Genomic DNA, 21,868 nt, shown 5'->3' with positions numbered 1-21,868 from the left:
GTTGGCTGATGCACGGGCACTCATCAGCCAGTCCCTCAGTTCAGCCGCGCTTGTTCCGCGCCGTCTGATCTATGCGTCAAGCGCACGACAATCCTGGGCCAGCCAGCCGATTTCGATTTCCTGACCGGGGGTCAGTCGAACGGCATCTGGCGCATTCCGGGTTTTGACAATGAACTCGTCATTGCCTGCCACCGACATGCGGAACCGGAACACATCACCCATGTAAATGAACTCTTTTACAGTTGCTTTCAGGGTGTGTGCGTCAGCATGAAGGCGGTCTTTGTTGAATTCCACCCGTTCAGGTCGAATCGACACTTTGGTTCTTTCGCCCGGGTTATGCACATTGATCGGAACCGCATCGATTTCAGAACCGTCATCCAACTGGATCAGGCATGTATCTCCGTCAATCGACTTAACGACTCCTTCCAGCGTGTTGTTTTCGCCAATGAATTGCGCAACGAAGCTGTTTTCCGGCTCTTCGTAGAGCTGATCAGGGGGTGCAAGCTGTTGAATGCGACCATCGTCGAATACGGCAACGCGATCCGACATGGTCAGCGCTTCGGTCTGGTCGTGGGTCACATAAACCGTTGTGATACCAAGCTCGTGTGCAAGGCGGGTGATTTCGAACTGCATATGCTCGCGCAGCTGCTTGTCCAACGCGCCTAACGGTTCGTCCATCAGAACCAGTTCAGGTTCGAATACCAGCGCACGGGCCAGCGCGATCCGCTGTTGCTGTCCACCGGACAGCTGAGCGGGTCGACGTCCGCCGAAGGCACCCATCTGGACCATATCCAGCGCACGCTTGACCTTTTCTTCCCGTTCCGACTTGCCCAATTTACGGACTTCCAATGGGAACGAGAGGTTTTCGGCCACCGTCATATGCGGGAAAAGGGCATAGTTCTGAAAGACCATGCCAATTCCGCGTTTATGTGGAGGAATATTGTTGATGGGCTTCCCATCAAGCAGGATTTCACCATGAGTTGCGGTTTCAAACCCGGCAAGCATCATCAGACAGGTTGTTTTACCCGACCCTGACGGCCCAAGCATCGTCAGGAATTCACCCTTGGGCATTGCCAGATTGAGGTCTTTAACAACGAGATTTTCGCCATCATAAGACTTTTGAACGCGTTGAAATTCGACAAACGCGGCGTCGTTTTTTGTATCGGCCACAAGACCCCCTGTTGCGTCAAATGATTATCCGATCTTACCGGATTTCATTGATCTGTAAGCCCGAGTTAAGACCAAGGCGCGCAGGTATTGCAACAACGAATGTGTTTTTTTGTGCCCGAGGTCTCGAATTGACAATTTAATGGGCTTCATTAAGGGATCGCATGTGCCAAGCGAGACTTTGGTTGCTGGACAATACTGGCTTGTTAATACGTGCTTGAATCTCGGGTATCGCCTCAAGCGTGCGCAGGTTTGTACAGCTCAGAAAAACTGCGTCTACGGAAGGATTTAAGCCAAGATGAATAGCTGCATCGACAACCGACGCTTTAGAGATTCGCACAACCTTGGCTTCCTCTGATTCTCCGAATGTGCCAAAGACCTCAGTCGATATTCCGTTTTCAGCAAAAGCCTGCCGCAGTGGCGTATTAACATCTTCAATATATGGTGAAATGAGTGCGAATTTCGAAACGCCTTGATTCGCTGCACATGCCACAGCGGCGCGCAAAGGGTTTGTAACCTCGGCCGCGTTGCAGGTCCGCTTGACCATCTGGGCCACGCGATCTGACCCGATTACCGAACTGGCTGAAGTGCACCCATAGCCGACCACCCTGTAGGGCCGCGCCTTGGGCAGCAGATCTGCGGCAGCAGGCAGGGCTTTCTCCATCTCAGCCAACGTATCAGTCGTCACTTCGATCCCGCTTGGGATACGTGTGACGTGAATCGGGTATTTCCGATCCGCAAAATAAGAGCTGAATTCCGGCTCAAGCGTTTCATCCGTTTGCAGTACAATCAGACCCATCGGAGACACCCGTGGATCGTCTTCGTCAAGGGTGTAAGGGATAAGCGTCATATCTCGATAATCTCCGGCCCAATGCGCGGGCTGATAAAGCGCGGGGTACCCTCTGTGATTACAATATTCTCTTCGTGCACCAGAATTTTATTTCCAACCGCAATCCCGGGTTCCAATGTCAAAACCATACCGGGTTGCAAAACGGTGTCATCCGTGGGGATGAGTGACGGCCATTCCGTCAGGGACATGCCCAACCCATGCCCTAACCGCCCTGCATCAGTGCTGCCGGCGTCTTTGGTCAGCACCGCGTTCATGGCGTAAAACAGATCGGCTGCGGTCGCGCCCGGTCGCGCAATTTCAAACGCGGCATCCGATGCTTCGATAAGTCGGGCGTACGAGGATTTCACATCAGACCGCGCCGGACCGATTGCCCAGTTGCGATCAAAGTCCGAAAAGTAGCCGTCCCAGACCAATCCGGTGTCCAACATCAGAACATCCCCGACTGCCAGGGGTTCAGAAGAGGCAGGCGAAATCACATCGGAGTAACCGCCCTGCTCTGCCCCGCCGGCAAGATACGGGACCCAATCTGCGCCCTCTTCCAGGCAGAGCATCTGGAACTTGCGAAATACTTCATCCAGAGGAATCCCAGCGCCAACAATCTCGGGCACGCGCGCAAAAGCTTTGCCCGCGATGTGGCATGCGGTTTCTATCTTGGCGATTTCAGCTTCGGACTTGACCATGCGCAACTGGCGCAAAATTCCAAAATCACTAGCTATCTCGCGCGCACCAAGCTTGCCTCGCAAACGCTCGATATCCGCCAAAGGCATCCGCACATGTGTCTCGTGACCATCCGGCACGGCAATCCGCCCGTCAGCCGGGGTCAATTCCATCAATGCATCTGCCAACAGCGATACGCCATCATCCTGCAAATCCGGCGAGGTCCAGGTTCGAATATCATCAAGCCAGGTCTTCGCCATAAGCGCCTGCCCAATAGATGGGATCACCGCCACCGGTTTTCCGGTGGCGGGGACAATCAGATACCAGGGACGCGTCGGGCTTTCCCAGAACCGGGTGAGATATCCGGTAAAGTAACGCACATCCGTTTCTGTTGTCAGTAGCAGCGCGGACAGACCTGCAGCGTCCATCAGCTCTTGCGCGCGCCGGGTGCGCGCACTGAACTCAGACGGCTGAAAACCTCTCATTCCGCAATCTCAGAGAGGACGCACAACACGCGCGCGTGTTCGTTGATCTCCATGGCTTCTCTCGCTCCGTCATGCATCACCGCTGCAAGACCTGCGCCGCCCGAGGGCGTGGTTTCCAGCCCGGCCCTGGCCATCGCGTCAAGCTTTGAAGAGGCTTCCTCGTCGGTCAAAGTCAGAAACAAATCTGCGTCTCTGGCCAACCCGTTGAGCGCAATCAAAGACGGTTCTTTGCAGTCCAAACGTCCCATAATGCTGTCCGGTCCGTCTGCAAAAACGCATTTTCCGGCCTTGATACTGGCCTGCAGCGCGGGCGCTGCCTCGGGTTCGACCACTATGATACTCGGTGCGTCACCCCACGCCTTTCGCGCATAGGCAGCGACCGCTCCGGCCAAGCCACCAACACCGGCCTGCAACAGAATATGGGTCGGCACTTCGGGGCATTGCTGAACCATTTCGGCAGCCATTTGCAGGTACCCCTCCATCAGCGTACGCGGCAGTTCAAAGTATCCTTCCCACGAGCTGTCCGACAGCAATACCCATCCGTTATCGCTGGCTGCTTTGCTTGCGGCCTCCATGCTGGCCGCGTAGTCGGCACCGCTGCGCACGACTTCCGCATCCTGGCCTCGCAGGCGGTCAGCAAAGCTTTCAGGAACCGTTTCGGCGATGTACACAACAGCCTTCGCACCAAACATCCTGGCCCCAGCCGCGACGCTCATCCCATGATTCCCTGCGCTGGCGGTCACGTATGTTGAGCCTGCGAGTGTTTGCGGGTTCGGCTTATCGGATGTTTCGGCTGCGTGGCGCGCAATAACATATGCGGCCCCCAGTGCCTTGAACGAACCAAGGTTCATACGCGTGCGTTCGTCTTTGACCCAGAGTTGAGCCAACGGGGCCAACTGCCCGGCATCAACAAGCCGAGTCTCATCCGCGGCTGGACACTGGGAGAGCAGAGCTGCGACGCGGGCCGCATCCGTTGACGGATAAGGGGCTGCTGGCGCAAGCTTTTGCCCTCCTCTATGCGGATTGATGACGATCTGCATGCCCCCTCCTTATTTTTGGCTCATTGACGTGAGCCCATCGGTAGAGTTCTGTCAACCAAAGTATGTTGTCGAACGGAGGCACCCATGGCGCATTCTGATCCAGCCTTTAGTCAGGCGGAATACGATCACCGCCTTGCCAAGACGCGCAAGGCGATGTCTGCAAAGGGGATCGATTGTCTTTTCGTCGAAGATCCATCGAATATCGGGTGGCTGACCGGCTATGAAGGCTGGTCATTTTATGTTCATCAGGGCGCTCTGATCTTTCTTGACGCGGACCCTATATGGTGGGGGCGGCGGCAGGATGTGAATGGTGCGCTGCGGACCGTGTGGATGAGCGATGATCGCATCGTCGGCTATGCGGATCATTTCGTACAGTCGACAATACACCATCCGATGCAGGATCTGGCCCGACTGATTTCTGAATCTGGACATGAGAAAAGCCGGGTTGGTGTTGAACTGGACAATTATTACTATTCGGCCAAAGCCCATCAGACGCTGTTAGCCGAGCTGCCCAACGCAACCCTGATCGATGCGACCGCCCTTGTGAACTGGCAGCGGGCCGTAAAATCCAACGAAGAGATCGCCCTTATGCGCAAGGCAGCGCGTATATCCGAACATGTCGTCGATGGTGTTCTTGAACGCGTACACCCCGGGTTGCGCAAGAACGAGCTAGTCGCGCAGATCTATCACGATGCCATTGCCGGTGTTGGTGACGACTGGGGAGATTACGCGGCTATCGTACCGCTTTTGCCCTCGGGATCAGACGCGGCTGCGCCGCATTTGACCTGGAACGGTGATGTGTTCAAATCCGGCGAATGCACATTCTTTGAATTGTCTGGCTGCTATCGTCGTTACCATGCCCCTTTCTGCCGGTCAGTCTTTCTGGGTCAGCCGCCCGACCGCGTCAAACGGGCCGAAGCCGCATTGGTAGAAGGTTTGGAGGCCGGTTTGGAGGCGGCGAAAGCCGGAAACCGCGCAAGGGATATTGCCGCTGCCCTGGCCGCACCATTAGAGCGCGCGGGGATCGAACGCGGCGCGCGGTGCGGATATCCCATCGGCCTCAGCTACCCTCCCGATTGGGGTGAGCGCACGATTTCTCTGAGGGATGAAGACGAAACGATCCTGGAACCGGGGATGACCTTTCACTTTATGCCTGGCCTGTGGATGGATGATTGGGGCCTTGCGATTACTGAATCCATTCTCATCAAGGACAGCGGTCCGGCGGAGTGCCTTTGTAAGCGACCACGCGAAATGTATGTGAAATCTTAAGAGCGGCGGTTGTGTTGATGGTTGAGGCTTCTACGCAACCATCATCTAAGGTTGCTGTCTGATATTCCGGATAGAAGCGCTAAAGTAGGGCCAGTTCATCCACTGCGTCTTGTGAGATGGGTCGCGTGGATAAATCGACTGGCCTCACTTGCTTACAATTTCCATAGAATACTCTCGCCTGACCGATGCCGGAGGGGCAGGAAACGGTGCCGCTGCGCGCACCTGTGCCAGGGCAACCTGATCCAGGCGCTGTGAACCTGAACTGCGTGCAATGCTGGCAGAAAGCAAAGCTCCGCTATCCGCAATACGAAATGAGACAATCACCGATCCTTTGATATTCACACTCTTGCGGCGTGCCCGAAGAATCTTGCGCTTGATCTTCCCTGCATAATTGTCGGCATCGGCATTACCCTGAGAGGCAGCTGTTCGGTTTGCCTCTTTTGCGGTTTCAGCACCTTTTGCGTCTTCTCCGGTCACACTGCCCTTTTTCTGATTGCGGTTTGAGTTGCCAGCTTTTGCCGAAGTCTGCGCGGCCTTCTTCTCCTCCGGCTCCGGCTGCCGAACAGGTGGCGTTACCGGCTCAGTAACGGCCGTTGAAGACGAGGCCGCTTCCGGCGGGCGCAGTATTTGCGCAGCAGCCGTGGTTTGCGTCAGCATGGGCTTTGCGACCATTGGTTTGTGCCTTTGCGGATCGACCTTCCGAGTGATCTGGTCGGGTTGAACCGCATTTTGTGGCTCTCGTTCAGGGGCAGATGCCGTTGTCCCGGCCGAGAAGTCCTTGAAAGACGATCCAAGCGCGGCAGCGCGAACCACACCACTACCTTCGATCTGCGCCGTTTTCTCCGGTTCCAACTCATGCAAGGCCAGAGAATGCGTCGCGGCGGCCAGAATGATGACGGATACGGCGACGGCACGAGAATTCGGGATCATTACAAACCCCTTTCTGTCACGACATAAATCTTACTTGCCCCAAGAGCCCGAAGGGCATCGCTGACCTCCTTCAAGTGGATCGCGGGCAACGACCTGTCAGGAACCACGCGAACGGCATCTAAAGGAAGGTCGATTGAGGCCCGTTCCACATAGGCTTCGGCATTGATCAGCTCGGTCCCGCGATACTCCAGTACTCCGTCGGCCCGGATGACCAAAGCGTCCGGCGGCTCGCGCCCTTCCAGATCCTGCGTCTCGACAAGTTTCACCGAATTGCTCAAGGGCGGTGCCAAGGTTCCTGCAATCATGAAAAAAACCAGCATCAGGAAAACGACGTTGATCAATGCGATGGTCGGCTCGCGGGCCTGTTTTTCTTTGAGGTGCACCTGCATCACCCGATGACCTGTACGCGTAAGCTGGCCACGGGTCGAAGGGTGGTCAGCAGGTCAATGAGTTGTTGTGACGTAGCATTTTGGTCGAGACTGATCAGCGCCAATTGCGCGGTATTGCCGTCAAACAGGGTTGTGATCGCATCCAAAGTTACCTCTGTCCCGTCAACAAGAATGCGATCCTGTTCAAGCTTTACGAAACGTAGCGGGACATCTGTTTCAGAACCGCCTTCGGTGGCCGTCGCAAACTCAACCTCACCAAATTTCGAAAAGGTCGAAGTGAGCATGAAAAACAGCAGCAGCAAAAAGATGACATCAATCAGCGACGTCATCGACAGGCGTCTGCGCCGTTTCTTGCGGGTCTCAAGCGCCATGCGCCAAAGCCGTGGATTGAGGTTCAGCACGCGTCTCTTCGGCAGCATGGCCCGGTGCAAAGACGGTCCGCAAAGCACGGTTGGCAAAGATGCGTTCGCGGGTCATGCGAGCTTCGAACCAGGTCAGTACAAGCGAGGTCGGCATGGCGACGGCCAACCCGGCCGCCGTTGTCATCAAAGCGACCCAGATCCCGCCAGCAAGCAGTGAAGGATCCACCGCGTTGCCTGCACCTTGCAAAGTCTGGAAAGCCTCGATCATGCCCAGCACGGTTCCGAACAATCCCAACAGCGGCGCAAGCTGCGCCACCATATCCAGAACGTTGAGGCCCCGTTCAAGACCGGCAAATCGCGCCTCAGCTTCGGCATCGACCCGTTCTGACAAGGCGAGCCCTTCGCCGCCTAGGGACATGGCGATCACCGGTGCCAGATAGCTACGGCTTTTGCCCAGATGCGCCAGCGCGGTGGCTCGATCCCGCCGATCCCAGGCGTCAACCGCCAGGGATAGTTCGATGTGGCGACCAACCCCGGCTGCTTTGTACTGCCAAAGCTTGTAGAAGATCAGCGACAACGTGGCGATTGAAGTCACGATCAGAATCGCTACAACCGGCCCGCCGAGTTCCAGAATTCCCACTAGTTTATGAAGCATCGCATCCATCGGGTTACCCAATCATCTCTGTTTCAAGACGGCTTCTGAGTTTCAGGCCGGACGTGCAGGCGTCCTCGATCCCACCCTTGTGTTCACAGACCTGCGCGCCGTTAATCAGGATGCGGGTGATCTGGTTGCAAACCATGTCCTGGAATTGAAACTGGCGGACCCGAGGGCGTTTTGCTGGCAGGTCCTCGAAATCCAGCAAGGTAAGCAGGGCAACCTGACCTTCAGCCCCGAACAGAACAGTCTCATAGACGGCGCCATCGATATCTTCGCTATGGGTGTTTTCAACCAGAAAGCTGAGCAGACAGCTTTTTCCCCTGATTTCCGCCGAGCTGAGCTCGATCGACACACCACCGGCGGCCTTCTCGTCATCCGCACTGGCCATCCCTGCCCCCAGAATTGGGAGCAGGGCCAGCAGGACCGCCAGAGCATTTCTTGTTGATGCTATTCGCATGACTGGTCCTTTCGCGTTTCAGATCAGAAGGTTTTGGCGATTGTCAGTTTGAAATTCCGACCCGGGGCGTTTCGGGTGGAGAGACTGGTCAGGTAGTTTTTGTCGAGAATATTCTCGACACCGGCCCGGATTTCGAAACCTTCCAATGCACCCTCTTGCGGCAGATAGGTCGCACGCAGAGTGTTCACGCCGTAGCCAGCAACTCTGTCGCCCGAAGAATTAAATCCGGATTTGGCCCCGAAAAGCTCCCAACTGATGTCAAGCGTTTCGCCGAAGCGCTTGCCGAGGGTGATGCGTGCAGAGTCAGACGGCTCGTTGCGCCAGCGCGTTTCAACACCTGCCTCATTCGTTTCTGTGCCGCTGACGAAATTGGCGTTGAAGTCGACGTAGAAACCATTTGCATTTGCATAGGATGCTTCGATTTCCGCGCCACGGGTTTCAACTTCGTCCAGAAGAATAGTGGTTCCGGTGAGCCGGTTGGACTGGCTGTACGAAGTCACATCACGCAAATTGGTGTCGTAGAAGTTCACCTTGGCACGGATGACGTCGCCCTCGGCGAAGATATCTCCGCGATTAAATGAGAAACCCGTCTCCCACGTACGCGACTTCTCGGGCCGTGTCATGAATAAAGGATTACCCAAGTCGTCGATGATCGGCAGGCTTTCGGTGTACGCCCCGCCGCCAAAGATGGCAAAACCGTTGGCAAATTCATAACGGGCCGACAAGCCGCCCATCAGCGCGTCATTGTCGTAGCTGGCGTTGAACGGAGCAGAACTGCCATCGCCTTCGACATCCTGCGTCTCATAGCGCAGGGCTGGCGTGATCGTCAGCTGGTCGCCGATCTGTATGTCGTCCACCGCAAAAACAGCGATCCGGCGATCAGTACCACCCGGCGCCGATGGAGCATCGAGGCGTTTGCGGTCGATGAATTCGATACCGGCCCGCAAGTCGTGCGAGGCAAGACCGGTTTGAAAATAGGCCGCATTTTTGATAGTCAGCTTGGTTGTTTCGTAGTTATGCGATGCATCAGCCAGCGCCTGAATGCCAGGGAAAAACGGTGTGCCCTCAAGGCTTGACGATCCAGGGACGTAGCTGCTGTCGATGGACTGCTCTGAATAGCTCAGGTTGACGTCCAGATCGATCAGGTCGTTGCCGACTGGCTGGTATTGATACCGCAGAATACCGATGCGCGTTTCGATGTCGCGGTCCACATTTCCGAACGCATCTGCAGAAGTGCCAAAGGAATCGTATGGTACATCACGTTCTTCCGAGGTGGACTGGTTCCAAGACGCAGTTATCGAGTGTTCAAGGTTGTCACCAAAGCTGTACTTACCCTTTGCCAACAGCGACGGAAGGCTGAAGGCGCTGTTACCGATTGTTTCGCCGTCCCCGTCTTCTTGATCATCCTGATCGCGATAGGTGTAATTGAACAGGAACTCAGTCTGCTGATTAGGCTGCCATGCCAAAATCGACGACGACGCGAAACCGCTACCATTCGAATAACCTTCCAGCGTTTGACGGAAACGGAAGCCCGGCTCCCCTCCTGTAAAGTCGGATGCGTCCTTGGTTTCCAGTTGAACCACACCGCCCACAACGCCCGAGCCATACTCAAATGACCCGACGGTGCCGCGGATCACCGAAACGCTTTTGTAAAGTTGCGGATCTGTGAAAAGTTGATTGCCGATCCGATATAATTCTTCCGCACCGGTGGTTGCACCATCAATCAGTATCAGAACCTTCTGGTCGGTTCCAAAGGTACCGTTGGCCCCGAAACCCCGAATATTGATCCCTGAACCTTGTGGTGTGGACCCGTTCACCAACGTCACCCCCGGCACCGAGTCGATTAGTTCTGCAACCGTGTTTGCCTGACGGTCATCGATCTCTTCCTGGTCGATATTCGTGATTGGCACCGCGGTATCGGTCTGGATTTCCCGTTTGCTTTCGCCCAGTTCCAGTGTGCCCAGAAAGCCATCTTCCTGTTCCTGCGCCATGGCAGTGGCCGTAATCAAACTGAGGCAAGAGGCGGTGCCAAGCAGGCACGCCTTTTGAATTCGCGCACGCATTTCTGTCCCTTCTAAACATTTGTGAGGACCGGATATGCTTGCGGAGCGCTGGCTTGGGTCAGTCTTTTTGTTGTTTTTTGGAATCGCCTTTTAACGGCGACTTGTGCTCGTTAATAAAGCTTACTAAAACAGTCAACAAAATTTCTTGGCTGTATCATCAGTCTTTGCCAGCGGGTCACCGATACCATCGGCGTCCGGGCCAGCATCTCTCAGAACAACATGAATATGGGAAACCCACTATGGAACAGGTGCTTTTGGCCCCTCAGGAGATTCGTGATGCCTTTGCAAACAAGGCGGGTAAACGGGATCGCGAACTGGCGGAATCGCTTGGGCTGACAGAAGGTCAGCTTGTCGCAGCGTTCACCGGGCACGGCGTGACACGGCTGACATCAAATTTGGATGATCTTTTTGGTCAGTTGAATGGCTTGGGTGAGGTCATGGCGCTGACACGCAACCCAGCCTGCGTGATCGAAAAAGTTGGGCAATACGACAATTACCATCCCGGAGCCCATGCCGCGATGGTCCTGACCGAAGAGATTGATCTGCGTATGTTCCCCAGTCACTGGGTTCATGCCTTCGCCGTCGAACGTAAGATCGAAACCGGCGTGCGCCGCTCGATTCAGGTGTTTGATGCGGCGGGTGATGCGGTTCACAAGGTTTTTCTGCGCGACGCGTCTGATCTGGATCATTGGAACCATCTGATTCAGATGTTGGCGTCGGATGATCAGTCCCAGACCATCGCCACCACATCACGCAAACCCACCGAGGCGCCCAAGGCCAATATCGAACGGGTCGAAACCCTGCGCAGCGAGTGGGCTAAGATGACCGATACGCATCAGTTCATGCGCCTGACCTCGAAGCTCAAGATGAATCGCCTTGGGGCTTATCGTATTGCCGGAGAACCTTTGGCGCGCTTGCTGCAGCCTGAAGTCGTACCGGGATTGTTCGAACAGGTGCGTGACCAGAGGCTTGAGGTTATGGTGTTTGTCGGCAATCGCGGCTGTATCGAAATCCATGGCGGTCCGGTGCAGGTACTGAAACAGATGGGACCTTGGTTCAACGTACTGGATTCGCGGTTCAATCTGCACCTGCGCACCGACCAAATCGCCGAGGTCTGGGCCGTCACCAAACCCACGCAGCGGGGACCGGCAGTGTCGGTCGAGGCGTTTGACGCCGAAGGCGGACTGATCTTCCAAGTGTTTGGCCGTCGCGCCGGTGAGGTTGATCACCGTCCGGCGTGGGATGCAATAGTGGCTGGCTTGGCATCCGCAGAAAACGAGGTGGCCTGATGCGCAATATCTTAGCGTTTTGCGCCGTTCTTTTGACCTCGGCAGTCACGGCAGATGCCGAAGCAAAGCGCATCGTTGCCCTTGGTAGTTCAGTAACCGAAATCATCTATGCCTTGGGCGAACAAGACCGTCTTGTTGGCCGCGACCGCACATCGAGTTATCCGGCTGAGGCATTGGACCTGCCTGATGTCGGCTACTTGCGGGCGCTTTCGCCCGAAGGTGTTCTGTCGGTTGCACCTGACATGATTCTGGCGCTCGATGGCTCGGGTCCGCCAGAAACCGTTGCGGTGCTGAAAGAAGCCGGGGTGGAATATGTGTCCGTCCCGGACGAATTCTCACGCGATGGGGTTGTCGCCAAAATCCGAGCCGTTGGTGCGGCTCTTGGCATCGAGGCTGAGGCGGAAGACTTGGCGAAACAGGTCGCGCGAAAAATGGATCATGCGCAGGAAAGCGCCCTGAAATTGGCCGGTGCGGAACCACTGCGCGTTCTGTTCGTTCTGTCAGCCCGAGACGGTGAAATCACCGTTGGCGGTGCCGATACGCAGGCGGATCGTATCATCCAAATGGCGGGTGGGGTAAACGCGGCGGCCAATGTGCCGGGTTTCAAAACGATGACCTCCGAGGCGCTGGCCGTCAATGCGCCCGACGTCATTCTGATGATGAATCGGCGGGGAAATCAGGCGACGTCGGACGAAGACCTGTTTGCGCTGCCCGCTATTCAACTGACGCCGGCAGGGCGCAACAAGGCGCTTATCCGGATGCCGGGCGCATACCTTCTGGGCTTTGGCCCACGCACGGCCGATGCGATCCTGGACCTGTCTGTGGCGCTGCAGGACATCAACGAGTCATGACGCTGATACTTGATCATGGCGAAGCTCGGACGGCAGTGCAGGACCGCAGGGTGACAGCACGACGTGCGACTCTGGCCCTGCTGGTTGCGCTTGTCGTAACCAGCATAGCAAGTGTTTCCATCGGCGCATCCGAAGCGTCGCTGACAGCAGCCGTTACGGATTTGATCCAGGGTCGGAATATTTCGGACCTTAATCGGATCGTTCTTATCGACATTAGACTGCCTCGGCTGGCGATGGGGATTCTGGTCGGCGCAGCATTGGCGGTTTCAGGAGTCGTCATGCAAGGGCTGTTTCGTAATCCGCTGGCCGATCCCGGTATTGTGGGCGTCAGTGCCGGTGCCGGGCTGGGCGCAATCACTGCCATCGTCTTCGGGGGTTCTCTGCCTGCCGCAGTAATGGCTTGGGTCGGTGACGGTCTGATTGCGATTGCCGCCTTTCTGGGGGGCTGGGCCTCGGTCATGATCCTTTACCGCGTCTCAACACGCCAGGGGCAGACATCCGTAGCGACCATGCTGCTGGCTGGTATCGCGTTGGGGGCTCTGTCCGGAGCTGTGTCTGGCATCATGGTCTACATGGCCGATGACCAGCAATTGAGGGATCTCACCTTCTGGGGCATGGGGTCGCTGGCTGGTGCGACCTGGACCAAGGTGACCACCGCAGCGCCGATCATTCTGGTTTCGATCATCTGTACGCAGTTCCTGGCCCGATCACTGAACGGCCTAGCGATGGGAGAGGCCATTGCTCATCACATGGGTATCCCTGTGCAACGCAGTAAAAACATCGCGATCATGACAGTAGCCGGGGCAACCGGCGCCGCTGTGGCCGTTTCCGGGGGGATCGGTTTCATCGGCATCGTCGTGCCCCATCTTCTGCGGCTCAGCACAGGGCCGGATCATCATCGGTTGTTGATGAACTCGGCGCTGCTGGGCGCAACCCTGCTGCTTTGCTCTGACATGATCAGCCGCATCATCGTAGCCCCGGCTGAACTGCCCATCGGGATTGTCACCGCAATCCTCGGCGCGCCGGTGTTTTTCTGGATACTGCTGCGACGTCACGGATCAATGGGAATGTAACTTATGAAAGCTGAGAACATCCACGTTCACATGGGGCGCAAAGAAATCCTGCATGGTGTGAGTTTTAGGGCAACGCCCGGAGAGGTCACAGCCATCATCGGCCCCAACGGTTCGGGCAAATCCACCCTGCTAAAGGCACTGTCCGGAGAAATCCAAGCCTCTGGGAGCATAACGCTGAACGGCCACGACATCGCGACGCTCAAGCCATGGGAACTGGCAGCGATGCGGGGTGTGCTGCCACAGCAATCGACCGTTGCCTTTCCGTTTACCGTGCTTGAGATCGTCAGACTGGGACTTGCAAGCGGCTTGGCGGCAGCCAATGACAGCCTGCCCGCGCATGCCTTGGCCCATGTCGATCTTGCCGGGTTCGAAAACCGATCCTATCAAAATCTTTCAGGAGGGGAGCAGCAACGCGTTCAACTGGCCCGGGTTCTGACTCAGGTCTGGGAAGCACGAGAGCAGGATCAACCCCGCTGGCTGCTGCTGGACGAACCCGTCGCCAGTCTGGATATCGCTCATCAGTTCACGGTTCTGAACATCGCACGGGATTTTGCGAACCAGGGTGGTGGCGTTGTTGTCGTCATGCACGATCTTAACCTGACGGCGATGTTTGCCGACTCTGTTCATGTCATGTCGGAAGGTCATATCTGGGCGTCGGGCACTGTCTCGGACGTGTTGAATAATAATACGATGAAACAGGTCTACGGCATTGATCTGCCAATCAGTACATTACCCGGAACCGAAATCCCGTTTGTTCTACCGCAAGCGATGGTCCAAGCGCCGAACTCATAGAGTGCGTGGTTCCGGGTTAACTGCGCAATCCGGGCAATTTGACTAGTGAGATATGTCCACTTGAATAATTCTCTCAATGGCTTGCAGACCAGCGGAAACAAGCTCTCTGCCTTCTAACGCCGCAGGACTAAACATGAGAATTGGAAATCAGCTGCCTGGTGTACTCATGTTCTGCTGTCCTGCTGCGCAACTGATCGACATTCAACCGTTCCACAATCTCTCCGGAATTCATAACGGCGATCTGGTCACACAAATGTCCAACTACCGCGAGATCATGGCTTACCATCAAGTAAGTCAATGAACGTTCGGTCCGAATGTCCTTCAGCAAATTGAGTATCTCTGCCTGAATGGAAACATCCAGAGCACTGGTCGGTTCGTCCAGCAACAACACGTCCGGCTCGGTCGCCAGTGCCCTGGCGATTGCAACCCGCTGACGCTGCCCTCCGGACAGCTGATGCGGATAGCGAAAGCGGAACCTGTGACCAAGATCGACGTTTGCCAACAGGTCCTCGATCCGGCGGTCAACATCCGGCATACCGTGCAATTGCAGAGTCTCTGACAAAACCTGATCCACCGTCTGACGGGGATGAAGCGAAGCGTAAGGGTCCTGGAAAACCATCTGTACGGTCTGATAAAACTCCCGCGATCGATGTCGACCAAGTTCAGCCCCGTTGACAGACATGCGCCCGGACCAGTCAGAGACCAGACCTGACAGCGCCCTCAGGATTGTTGATTTTCCCGAACCGCTTTCGCCCACAAGACCCAGGCTCTGCCCCTGATCCACAGACAGGGTTGCACCACGCACAGCATCCACCCGGTCTCTTCCGGTTCCAAACCAGACGTTCAGGTCAGTTATCTCAACCATACTCATGACTTGATCTGCCCGCTGACGGACGGGGCCTCTGCCCAGGCATCGTCCCGTTTTAAAACCGCAAGCCGGTCGCGCGGAACATCCAGACGAGGCAAAGAATTCAGAAGGCCCTGAGTATAGGGGTGTTTCGCCTCAGCCAGTTTGTCGGCGTCGCAAACCTCGACAATCCGTCCTGCAAACATGATCAGAACCCGGTCGCAAAATTCGGATACGAGATTCAGGTCGTGACTGATGAATATCAACCCCATCCCCCGCTCGCGCACAAGATCGTCCATGATATTCAGGACCTGACGCTGCACCGAGACATCCAGCGCGCTTGTGGGTTCGTCGGCAATCAGGATTTCGGGGTTCGCCGCCAGCATCATGGCAATCATGATCCTTTGACCCATTCCCCCCGACATCTCATGCGGATAGGCCCGAAGGACCCTGTGCGGGTTTCGGATCGCCACCGCATCCAACATCTCTAAACTGCGGGCACGGGCGGTTGATTGCCCTGCCCCGGTGGATTGGCGGTGAGCTTCGATCATCTGCGCACCAATGGTCATCACCGGGTTCAGACTGAATTTCGGATCCTGCATGACCATTGAGATTTTGCGCCCCCGGACCGAGCGCATCTGCTGTTCCGGTAAATCAAGCAAGTTAACGTCGTGCAGGTTGATATGATCTGCCTCAACGATTCCCGGTTCGCGCACCAAGCGCAGGATTGCGCGGCCCGTCATCGATTTTCCGGATCCGCTTTCCCCCACAATCCCAAGTCGTTCGCGCCCAAGGCTGAAACTGATCCCCCGCACAGCGTCAAATATCCCCCGGCGGGACGGAAAGCGCACCCAAAGGTTTTGAACATCCAAAAGCTGCTCGCTCATCCCTGCCCCCCCTGCTTGGGGTCGAGGATGTCCCGCAACCCGTCACCCAGCAAATTGAACGCAAGGGAAACGATGAAAATCGCCAGTCCGGGCATTGTGGCAACCCACCAATGATCAAGGATAAATCGGCGCCCTTCCGAGATCATTGCCCCCCATTCCGGACTGGGCGGTTGCGCACCAAGCCCCAGAAAGCCAAGACCTGCGGCTGCAAGGATGATCCCTGCCATGTCCAGAGTAACCCGAACGATCAGGGAACTGATGCACAAAGGCCAGATGTGGCGCGTTATGATCCGAAATGGGCCAGCCCCCTGCAAACGGATTGCGCTGATGTAATCCTGTGACCGGATGGTAAGTGTCTCGGCCCGCGCCAATCTGGCATAGGGCGGCCACGCGGTCAGCGAAATTGCCAGCACGGCATTTTCGATACCGGCCCCAAGGCCTGCCACGAAGGCAAGCGCCAGAACAAGCCGGGGAAACGCAAGGAAGATGTCAGTGATCCGCATCAAAACCAGGTCTGCAACACCACCGACATATCCCGCGACAGTGCCGATCAGAAGCCCCAGAACAGGCGCGATCAAGGCAACCAGTGCAACGATATATAGCGTTATTCTGGCCCCATAAATCAGACGGCTCAGGATATCGCGCCCAAGGCTGTCCGTCCCCAACAAATGCCCCTCGGTTCCCAATGGCATAAGCCGTTTACCGAGGTCCTGAACATAGGGATCATGTGGTGCAAGCAGCGGGGCAAAAAGCGCCGTCAGAACCAACGCCACAATGATAATCAACCCGATCATGGCCATTGCGTTGCCACGCAGGGTCAACCAGTTGTTGTAGAATGAGGCTGCGCGGGCTTGCACTCTGCTTTCTGGTTCATCCGAAAGAAGCCACTGCCTTAACGTTTGGTTGGTCATTTGGCCCTCGGATCAAGAACTTTATACAGCAGATCACTTGTGACGTTCAGCAGAATGAAACAGAAACCAACAACAACCGTGCCGCCAAGAACGGCGTTCATATCTGCACTCAGAAGGGCTGTTGTGATATAGCTGCCGATGCCGGGCCAGCTGAAAATAATCTCGGTCAGCACCGATCCTTCCAGTAGCCCGGCGTATGACAGCGCAATGACCGTAATCAGCTGAACGCGGATGTTTCGAAACGCGTGACGCCAGATGACAATGTGTTCAGGCAGGCCTTTTACACGCGCCGTCAGGATGTATTCCGAGCTGAGTTGTTCAAGCATGAAACTGCGAGTCATGCGGCTGATGTAAGCCAGTGAGTAATAACCCAGCAGCAAAGCGGGTAGGATGATATGGCTGACCGCATTCCAGAACACGGTCATATCGCCCGCGATCAGGCTGTCCACCAGGATCATACCTGTGCGTGTCGGCACGATGTCCTCATAGAAAATGTCCAGACGACCGGGGCCACCGACCCACCGAAGCTGCCCGTAGAAGATCATAAGCCCCATCAGACCCAGCCAGAAAATGGGCATCGAATATCCGACAAGCGCCACAAAACGCGCGATCTGATCGATCCAGCTGCCACGGTTTACGGCGGCCGCGACCCCCAGCGGTACTCCGATAAGAATACCGGCCAGCACGCCCAGCGTCGCAAGTTCGAGCGTTGCGGGGAAAACCCGTTTGATATCTTCGGCGACCGGGCGGGCGTTCAGATAGGAAATCCCGAAATCCAGCCGGGCAACATCTGACAAATAATACCAGAACTGCACAAGCAGGGGCTTATCCAGCCCCAGCATTTCATAGGTTTCCTGATACAACTCAGGTGTAGCTCGTTCGCCCACAATGGCGATCACCGGATCGACCGGCATGACCCGACCGATGATGAAGGTGATAAACAGCAACCCCAGCATCGTCACCAGAATCGATCCGATGGTCAGTGCGGTGCCTTTGATAAAGCGAAAGAGAGGCGCGAAATCGCGCCCCTCGTCTATAGACGTGTCACTCATTCCTTGGTGACTACGAAGTACCCGGCCTCAGAGACAGCACCACCGAGGTTCCAGTTCTTCAGATTGCTGGCAACCCCCGAGCGCTCGGTACGTTGGAACATAACCGCTATGGGTGACGTCGCACGCGAGATCGCCTGGATCTCTTCGTACATGGCAGCCCGTTTCGAAGTGTCAGGCTCGACCTTGGCATCGTCGACGATCTGGGTCAGCTCACCCGGGTTCCACGAATTCCGCCACGCCAGGATTCCGGTTGCCTTCGCTTCGTCCGAGTTATCCGGATTCCAGGCAAACGTACCGGCATTGGTCTGCGGGTCCGGATAGTCCGGCCCCCAGGCACCCAGATAGGCGTCCAGATCGCGCGCACGATACCGGGTCAGGATCTGCTTGGCAGTGCCCAACGTGATATTCATGGTTATCCCAACCTCGGCCAATGTGTTCTGAATGGATTGGGCCATTTCGATGCGGTCCTGTGCTTCACGCACGCCAACCTCGAATTCGAACGGACCAACACCGGCTTCATCCAGCAGGGCTTTGGCTTTCTCCACGTCAAACTTGAACGGGTTCTCGTCCACCGATCCCATGTAGGTTGCCGGCAGGAAGTTCTGATGAACCGCCCATTCGCCCGCCAGGAAACTGTCGGCCATCGCGTGGTAGTCAATCAGATATTTGACCGCCTCAACTACTTTGGGGTTCGAAAACTGAGGTTGTTTCTGACCCATGGCGAAATACATCACCTGACCGCTGAGCGCCGAATAGACGTCCAGATCACCATTGCCATCAACCGCTTTCACGTCTTCCGGGTTCAGATTGCGCGCTACATCAATATCACCCGCCTCAAGCAGAAGGCGCTGCGACGCGCTTTCCTGCACATGCCGGGTCACAACACGCTGCATTGCAGGGGCGCCGCCGTAATAGTCAGGGTTTGCTTCCAGCATGTAGCTTTCATTTGGCTTCCAGCTGACCAGCTTGTAAGGGCCAGAGCCTGCGGTATTGGTGGCCAGCCACGTGTTACCCATGTCGCCGTCAACGGCATTGGCCTCGACCGTTTTCATATCAACAATCGCGCCTACACCCGCCGTCAGGCAGTTCAGAACAAACGAGGTCGCGTATTTCCGGTCGGTGGTGATCAGCAGCTTGCCATCTTCAACGCGGATCATCTCATCCACATTTTCAGGCGTGAACCCGAACTGCGTCAGGATGAAGGCCGGTGTTTTGTTCAGCTTGATCACACGGCGCAACGAATAGGCTGCGTCTTCGGCAGTTACCGGGTTACCGGAATGAAACGTAACCCCTTCGCGCATGGTGAAGGAAATGGTCTTGCCGTCTTCGGAGACATCCCACTCGGTTGCCAGATCCGGCTGATACCCTGCGTCCAGATTCAGGGGGTCGTAGTTGACGAGCTTGCCATAGATATTGCGCGTCATTTCCATGCCGGTGAATTCGAACGACTGCGCCGGATCAGCAGTTGTGATGTCATCAATCCGCATGGCCATGACCAGCATATTGGGCGGCGTTTCGGCAAAAGCTGCCGGAGCCCCCAACGACATCGTCACCCCAATAGCTGCGGTTCCAATGAGTTTTGTAAATAGCTTCATATTTCTCTCTCCCTATTGCCCTGCTCGGGTCTACCCACCCCAAGTGTCGGCCAGCACGCGCAGCCAATTCGCGTTGGCTATCTTCGTGATCCGATCCTGTTTGTATCCATGCGCCTCCATCGTGCTGAGTAATGCTGGTATTTTTTCGACCCCATCAATGGGCCGGGGCACCGTGGCACCGTCGTAGTCAGACCCCAGGGCCACGCAATCCTCACCCATGACATCAATCATGTGATCAAGGTGCGCCAGAACCTGTTCCAGCGGGATATCGGGATCGCGCCGTCCGTCTGGCCGAAGGAACTGCGCGGCATAATTCAACCCGACGACGCCTCCCCTATCGGCAATGGTGCGCAATTGCGCATCTGTGAGGTTTCGCGTGTGGGGACAGATGGCATGCACACAGGAATGCGTGGCAACCAGCGGTGCGTTCGATGTTTTCGCCACATCCCAGAATCCGGCCTCGGTCATATGCGACAGATCAACCAGCACCCCCAGTTCATTGCACCGCACAACCAGAGCCCGACCGGCCTCGGTCAACCCGCCGCCTGTGTCGGGCGAGGCCGGAAACCGAAACGGCACGCCGTCACAAAAGATGTTGTTGCGGCTCCAAACCGGCCCGAGGGATCGAAGACCCGCCGCATAAAACAAATCCAGCGCTAGCAAATCCGGGCCGATAGCCTCGGCACCTTCCATATGCATGATTGCACCGATTTCACCGGTTTCGCAGCTACGCTTCAATTCTGCTGCATTCCGGCAAATACGAAGGGAACCGCGTTCTTCAAGCTGAATAAGATAACTTGCCAGCATGACCGAGCGCTGCATCGCGACCTCTTGTGGCAACGCATCGGGAAGGGGAGCATCATACTCCGGTTGTGACATGAGCCCGTCATAGTCCGTCGCATCATGCTCGGACGGCCCCCAGATCGCAAAGAAGCCACCCAGAACACCGCCCGCTGTCATGCGGGGACGATCCAGATGCCAATCCTGTGTACCCGTATCAAAAAGCGCCAGTGGATCAGGCGCATTCGATCCGGCTATTTTGCTGAGTACGTCGTTGTGCCCATCAATGGTGAATGGCAACGTCATGAGAACCTTGGCTTAAGTGATGGGCGCATGGTTCTGCACCTTAGTATCAATTTGCAACAAAAAAATACCAAAAGAGGGAATTAAGTGACGCTTCAGCCTTGGAAGCGCCCGCCGAACTAGCCCGAAATATGATTGAGCATAGCCCAAGAACGCAAAGCCAGATTTAACTTTGCCGGAAAATTCACGTTGACAACACGATCACTGGAACTGATGCGATCCGTCACTCTGGGACATAGCGAGGATAGGTCGATTTGCTGAGCCGGGCAAAATCCAGGTCGATGTCAACCGTCGCAAACGGATCGTCGGAACTTGTGGTTGCCAACACGTTGCCTTCCGGATCAACGACCCACCCCAAACCACCGGCATCAGGGCTTTGCCCCACGGGCGCCCACAAATTTGACGACAGGCAATATGCACCCGAACAAACCGCAGCCGCCTGCCCTCCGGCGAGCCACTTATCGACCGAACCATGAGGTGTAGCCCGCGGCACACATAGCAGATCGACACGTGAATTCGCATAGTGCCGGGCCCATTCAAAGAACCACATCTCGGTACAAATCTGTACCCCCAGGCGCATTCCCAAAGCGCGCCCTGTATCAAATCGCTTTTCGCCCCGATCATACCAGGTGTGCTCATAGTAACCCGGCTCGTCCGGCAGATAGTACTTTTCATGTATCGGTACCGCGTGATCGGTCTCGGCTGACCAAACATAAGCCTGATTGCGGCGACTTCCCGCGGCGTTGACAATCGGACGAGTGCCCATGGCGGCTTTCATTCCGTAACGGGAAAGCCGGGCAACCTCGACCTCGTGTGCCGCGACAGCAGCGCCCCAACGGTCAGCGTCTGGTTTGTCGTCGGCGGCCAGCCAATCTGCAAAACACATTTCGGGAAACAAAACAAAATCACTGTTCCGAGCTCTGACATGCTCAGCCAGACCGGCCAGATACTGTTCAAGCTGCCCCGCACGCGGATCAATCTGGCAGACGGTGACTTTCATTTTGCTCTCCCCTTTGTCGACGTGAGGTCGGCAGCAGAGTTTGCAGAAAAGGCCTTTAACGCAATAGGCTTTTTGAGTGCTGCCTCGCTACGAATAGTGCAGCGGTAGGCCGCAGTCTGCGCTGTCAGTATCCACCGCACTACGTCCATTCGGGTGACTGG

The 21,868-nt window shown here is 56.1% G+C and carries 22 protein-coding genes; 5 read left to right on the top strand and 17 right to left on the bottom strand.

What is annotated here, in order from left to right; genetic code table 11:
* Positions 1-69: 69 nt before the first annotated feature.
* From ACP0GE_RS02700 to ACP0GE_RS02685, 4 genes are all read right to left on the bottom strand, one after another.
* Entirely contained in the window at positions 70-1,170 is a 1,101-nt protein-coding gene (locus ACP0GE_RS02700) for an ABC transporter ATP-binding protein (RefSeq protein WP_424830459.1), read from the bottom strand.
* Positions 1,171-1,306: 136 nt separating this feature from the next.
* Positions 1,307-2,017 carry a maleate cis-trans isomerase family protein gene (locus tag ACP0GE_RS02695; protein WP_424830458.1) on the bottom strand — a complete coding sequence of 237 codons (711 nt, stop codon included), beginning with the start codon at positions 2,015-2,017 and terminating at the stop codon, positions 1,307-1,309.
* Positions 2,014-3,159, bottom strand: a complete 1,146-nt coding sequence (locus ACP0GE_RS02690; protein WP_424830457.1) for a M24 family metallopeptidase — start codon at positions 3,157-3,159, stop codon at positions 2,014-2,016. The genes ACP0GE_RS02695 and ACP0GE_RS02690 overlap by 4 nt, the downstream gene beginning before the upstream one ends.
* On the bottom strand, positions 3,156-4,199 hold the full coding sequence (locus ACP0GE_RS02685; RefSeq protein ID WP_424830456.1) for a pyridoxal-phosphate dependent enzyme: 1,044 nt from the start codon (positions 4,197-4,199) through the stop codon (positions 3,156-3,158). Before ACP0GE_RS02685 ends, ACP0GE_RS02690 begins: the two co-directional genes overlap by 4 nt.
* A gap of 84 nt (positions 4,200-4,283) precedes the next feature.
* On the opposite strand from ACP0GE_RS02685, the gene ACP0GE_RS02680 reads away from it, so the two are divergent.
* Positions 4,284-5,468: a M24 family metallopeptidase gene (locus ACP0GE_RS02680; RefSeq protein WP_424830455.1), complete on the top strand. Its 1,185-nt coding sequence runs from the start codon at positions 4,284-4,286 to the stop codon at positions 5,466-5,468.
* Positions 5,469-5,612: 144 nt separating this feature from the next.
* Here ACP0GE_RS02680 and ACP0GE_RS02675 read toward each other — a convergent pair whose 3' ends face one another.
* From ACP0GE_RS02675 to ACP0GE_RS02650, 6 genes are read right to left on the bottom strand one after another with little or no spacing between them, the layout of a single operon-like run.
* On the bottom strand, positions 5,613-6,398 hold the full coding sequence (locus ACP0GE_RS02675; protein WP_424830454.1) for a TonB family protein: 786 nt from the start codon (positions 6,396-6,398) through the stop codon (positions 5,613-5,615).
* The gene (locus ACP0GE_RS02670; protein WP_424830453.1) at positions 6,398-6,787 is read right to left on the bottom strand and encodes an ExbD/TolR family protein; all 390 of its coding nucleotides are present in this window, start codon (positions 6,785-6,787) and stop codon (positions 6,398-6,400) included. The genes ACP0GE_RS02675 and ACP0GE_RS02670 overlap by 1 nt, the downstream gene beginning before the upstream one ends.
* Complete coding sequence (locus ACP0GE_RS02665) at positions 6,787-7,158, bottom strand: ExbD/TolR family protein (RefSeq protein ID WP_424830452.1); 372 nt, start codon at positions 7,156-7,158, stop codon at positions 6,787-6,789. The genes ACP0GE_RS02670 and ACP0GE_RS02665 overlap by 1 nt, the downstream gene beginning before the upstream one ends.
* Positions 7,148-7,813, bottom strand: a complete 666-nt coding sequence (locus ACP0GE_RS02660) for a MotA/TolQ/ExbB proton channel family protein (protein WP_424830451.1) — start codon at positions 7,811-7,813, stop codon at positions 7,148-7,150. Before ACP0GE_RS02660 ends, ACP0GE_RS02665 begins: the two co-directional genes overlap by 11 nt.
* Positions 7,814-7,817: 4 nt before the next feature.
* Complete coding sequence (locus ACP0GE_RS02655; RefSeq protein WP_424830450.1) at positions 7,818-8,264, bottom strand: hypothetical protein; 447 nt, start codon at positions 8,262-8,264, stop codon at positions 7,818-7,820.
* Between the two features lie 23 nt (positions 8,265-8,287).
* Positions 8,288-10,327 (bottom strand): TonB-dependent receptor domain-containing protein, encoded by a 2,040-nt coding sequence (locus tag ACP0GE_RS02650; protein WP_424830449.1) that lies wholly within the window; start codon positions 10,325-10,327, stop codon positions 8,288-8,290.
* Between the two features lie 239 nt (positions 10,328-10,566).
* On the opposite strand from ACP0GE_RS02650, the gene ACP0GE_RS02645 reads away from it, so the two are divergent.
* The 4 genes from ACP0GE_RS02645 to ACP0GE_RS02630 are packed head-to-tail and all read left to right on the top strand — an operon-like array spanning position 10,567 to position 14,332.
* The gene (locus ACP0GE_RS02645) at positions 10,567-11,616 is read left to right on the top strand and encodes a hemin-degrading factor (RefSeq protein ID WP_424830448.1); all 1,050 of its coding nucleotides are present in this window, start codon (positions 10,567-10,569) and stop codon (positions 11,614-11,616) included.
* Positions 11,616-12,467 carry a heme/hemin ABC transporter substrate-binding protein gene (locus tag ACP0GE_RS02640; RefSeq protein ID WP_424830447.1) on the top strand — a complete coding sequence of 284 codons (852 nt, stop codon included), beginning with the start codon at positions 11,616-11,618 and terminating at the stop codon, positions 12,465-12,467. Before ACP0GE_RS02645 ends, ACP0GE_RS02640 begins: the two co-directional genes overlap by 1 nt.
* Positions 12,464-13,540: a FecCD family ABC transporter permease gene (locus tag ACP0GE_RS02635; RefSeq protein ID WP_424830446.1), complete on the top strand. Its 1,077-nt coding sequence runs from the start codon at positions 12,464-12,466 to the stop codon at positions 13,538-13,540. Before ACP0GE_RS02640 ends, ACP0GE_RS02635 begins: the two co-directional genes overlap by 4 nt.
* 3 nt (positions 13,541-13,543) lie before the next feature.
* Entirely contained in the window at positions 13,544-14,332 is a 789-nt protein-coding gene (locus ACP0GE_RS02630) for a heme ABC transporter ATP-binding protein (protein WP_424830445.1), read from the top strand.
* A gap of 127 nt (positions 14,333-14,459) precedes the next feature.
* Here ACP0GE_RS02630 and ACP0GE_RS02625 read toward each other — a convergent pair whose 3' ends face one another.
* The 7 genes from ACP0GE_RS02625 to ACP0GE_RS02595 all read right to left on the bottom strand — a co-directional run bounded on the left by ACP0GE_RS02625 (position 14,460) and on the right by ACP0GE_RS02595 (position 21,707).
* Positions 14,460-15,203 carry an ABC transporter ATP-binding protein gene (locus tag ACP0GE_RS02625; protein WP_424830444.1) on the bottom strand — a complete coding sequence of 248 codons (744 nt, stop codon included), beginning with the start codon at positions 15,201-15,203 and terminating at the stop codon, positions 14,460-14,462.
* Positions 15,200-16,066 carry an ABC transporter ATP-binding protein gene (locus tag ACP0GE_RS02620; protein WP_424830443.1) on the bottom strand — a complete coding sequence of 289 codons (867 nt, stop codon included), beginning with the start codon at positions 16,064-16,066 and terminating at the stop codon, positions 15,200-15,202. Before ACP0GE_RS02620 ends, ACP0GE_RS02625 begins: the two co-directional genes overlap by 4 nt.
* Complete coding sequence (locus ACP0GE_RS02615; protein WP_424830442.1) at positions 16,063-16,977, bottom strand: ABC transporter permease; 915 nt, start codon at positions 16,975-16,977, stop codon at positions 16,063-16,065. The genes ACP0GE_RS02620 and ACP0GE_RS02615 overlap by 4 nt, the downstream gene beginning before the upstream one ends.
* A complete protein-coding gene (locus tag ACP0GE_RS02610) occupies positions 16,974-18,029 on the bottom strand; it encodes an ABC transporter permease (RefSeq protein ID WP_424830441.1) in 1,056 nt (351 codons plus the stop codon). Before ACP0GE_RS02610 ends, ACP0GE_RS02615 begins: the two co-directional genes overlap by 4 nt.
* Positions 18,026-19,624 (bottom strand): ABC transporter substrate-binding protein, encoded by a 1,599-nt coding sequence (locus tag ACP0GE_RS02605; RefSeq protein ID WP_424830440.1) that lies wholly within the window; start codon positions 19,622-19,624, stop codon positions 18,026-18,028. Before ACP0GE_RS02605 ends, ACP0GE_RS02610 begins: the two co-directional genes overlap by 4 nt.
* Positions 19,625-19,654: 30 nt before the next feature.
* Positions 19,655-20,710: a dipeptidase gene (locus ACP0GE_RS02600; protein ID WP_424830439.1), complete on the bottom strand. Its 1,056-nt coding sequence runs from the start codon at positions 20,708-20,710 to the stop codon at positions 19,655-19,657.
* A gap of 220 nt (positions 20,711-20,930) precedes the next feature.
* Positions 20,931-21,707 (bottom strand): carbon-nitrogen hydrolase family protein, encoded by a 777-nt coding sequence (locus ACP0GE_RS02595; RefSeq protein WP_424830438.1) that lies wholly within the window; start codon positions 21,705-21,707, stop codon positions 20,931-20,933.
* Between the last annotated feature and the right edge of the window lie 161 nt (positions 21,708-21,868).

This window comes from Ruegeria sp., assembly GCF_965243365.1.
In the GTDB taxonomy this organism is placed as follows: domain Bacteria; phylum Pseudomonadota; class Alphaproteobacteria; order Rhodobacterales; family Rhodobacteraceae; genus Ruegeria.
This window is presented reverse-complemented; position numbering and strand designations above follow the sequence as displayed.

Coding starts and splice junctions, on each gene's coding strand:
- ACP0GE_RS02695 (WP_424830458.1), bottom strand. CDS start 2,017: ATGACGCTTATCCCTTACACCCTTGACGAAGACGATCCACGGGTGTCT.
- ACP0GE_RS02690 (WP_424830457.1), bottom strand. CDS start 3,159: ATGAGAGGTTTTCAGCCGTCTGAGTTCAGTGCGCGCACCCGGCGCGCG.
- ACP0GE_RS02685 (WP_424830456.1), bottom strand. CDS start 4,199: ATGCAGATCGTCATCAATCCGCATAGAGGAGGGCAAAAGCTTGCGCCA.
- ACP0GE_RS02680 (WP_424830455.1), top strand. CDS start 4,284: ATGGCGCATTCTGATCCAGCCTTTAGTCAGGCGGAATACGATCACCGC.
- ACP0GE_RS02675 (WP_424830454.1), bottom strand. CDS start 6,398: ATGATCCCGAATTCTCGTGCCGTCGCCGTATCCGTCATCATTCTGGCC.
- ACP0GE_RS02670 (WP_424830453.1), bottom strand. CDS start 6,787: ATGCAGGTGCACCTCAAAGAAAAACAGGCCCGCGAGCCGACCATCGCA.
- ACP0GE_RS02665 (WP_424830452.1), bottom strand. CDS start 7,158: ATGGCGCTTGAGACCCGCAAGAAACGGCGCAGACGCCTGTCGATGACG.
- ACP0GE_RS02660 (WP_424830451.1), bottom strand. CDS start 7,813: ATGGATGCGATGCTTCATAAACTAGTGGGAATTCTGGAACTCGGCGGG.
- ACP0GE_RS02655 (WP_424830450.1), bottom strand. CDS start 8,264: ATGCGAATAGCATCAACAAGAAATGCTCTGGCGGTCCTGCTGGCCCTG.
- ACP0GE_RS02650 (WP_424830449.1), bottom strand. CDS start 10,327: ATGCGTGCGCGAATTCAAAAGGCGTGCCTGCTTGGCACCGCCTCTTGC.
- ACP0GE_RS02645 (WP_424830448.1), top strand. CDS start 10,567: ATGGAACAGGTGCTTTTGGCCCCTCAGGAGATTCGTGATGCCTTTGCA.
- ACP0GE_RS02640 (WP_424830447.1), top strand. CDS start 11,616: ATGCGCAATATCTTAGCGTTTTGCGCCGTTCTTTTGACCTCGGCAGTC.
- ACP0GE_RS02635 (WP_424830446.1), top strand. CDS start 12,464: ATGACGCTGATACTTGATCATGGCGAAGCTCGGACGGCAGTGCAGGAC.
- ACP0GE_RS02630 (WP_424830445.1), top strand. CDS start 13,544: ATGAAAGCTGAGAACATCCACGTTCACATGGGGCGCAAAGAAATCCTG.
- ACP0GE_RS02625 (WP_424830444.1), bottom strand. CDS start 15,203: ATGAGTATGGTTGAGATAACTGACCTGAACGTCTGGTTTGGAACCGGA.
- ACP0GE_RS02620 (WP_424830443.1), bottom strand. CDS start 16,066: ATGAGCGAGCAGCTTTTGGATGTTCAAAACCTTTGGGTGCGCTTTCCG.
- ACP0GE_RS02615 (WP_424830442.1), bottom strand. CDS start 16,977: ATGACCAACCAAACGTTAAGGCAGTGGCTTCTTTCGGATGAACCAGAA.
- ACP0GE_RS02610 (WP_424830441.1), bottom strand. CDS start 18,029: ATGAGTGACACGTCTATAGACGAGGGGCGCGATTTCGCGCCTCTCTTT.
- ACP0GE_RS02605 (WP_424830440.1), bottom strand. CDS start 19,624: ATGAAGCTATTTACAAAACTCATTGGAACCGCAGCTATTGGGGTGACG.
- ACP0GE_RS02600 (WP_424830439.1), bottom strand. CDS start 20,710: ATGACGTTGCCATTCACCATTGATGGGCACAACGACGTACTCAGCAAA.
- ACP0GE_RS02595 (WP_424830438.1), bottom strand. CDS start 21,707: ATGAAAGTCACCGTCTGCCAGATTGATCCGCGTGCGGGGCAGCTTGAA.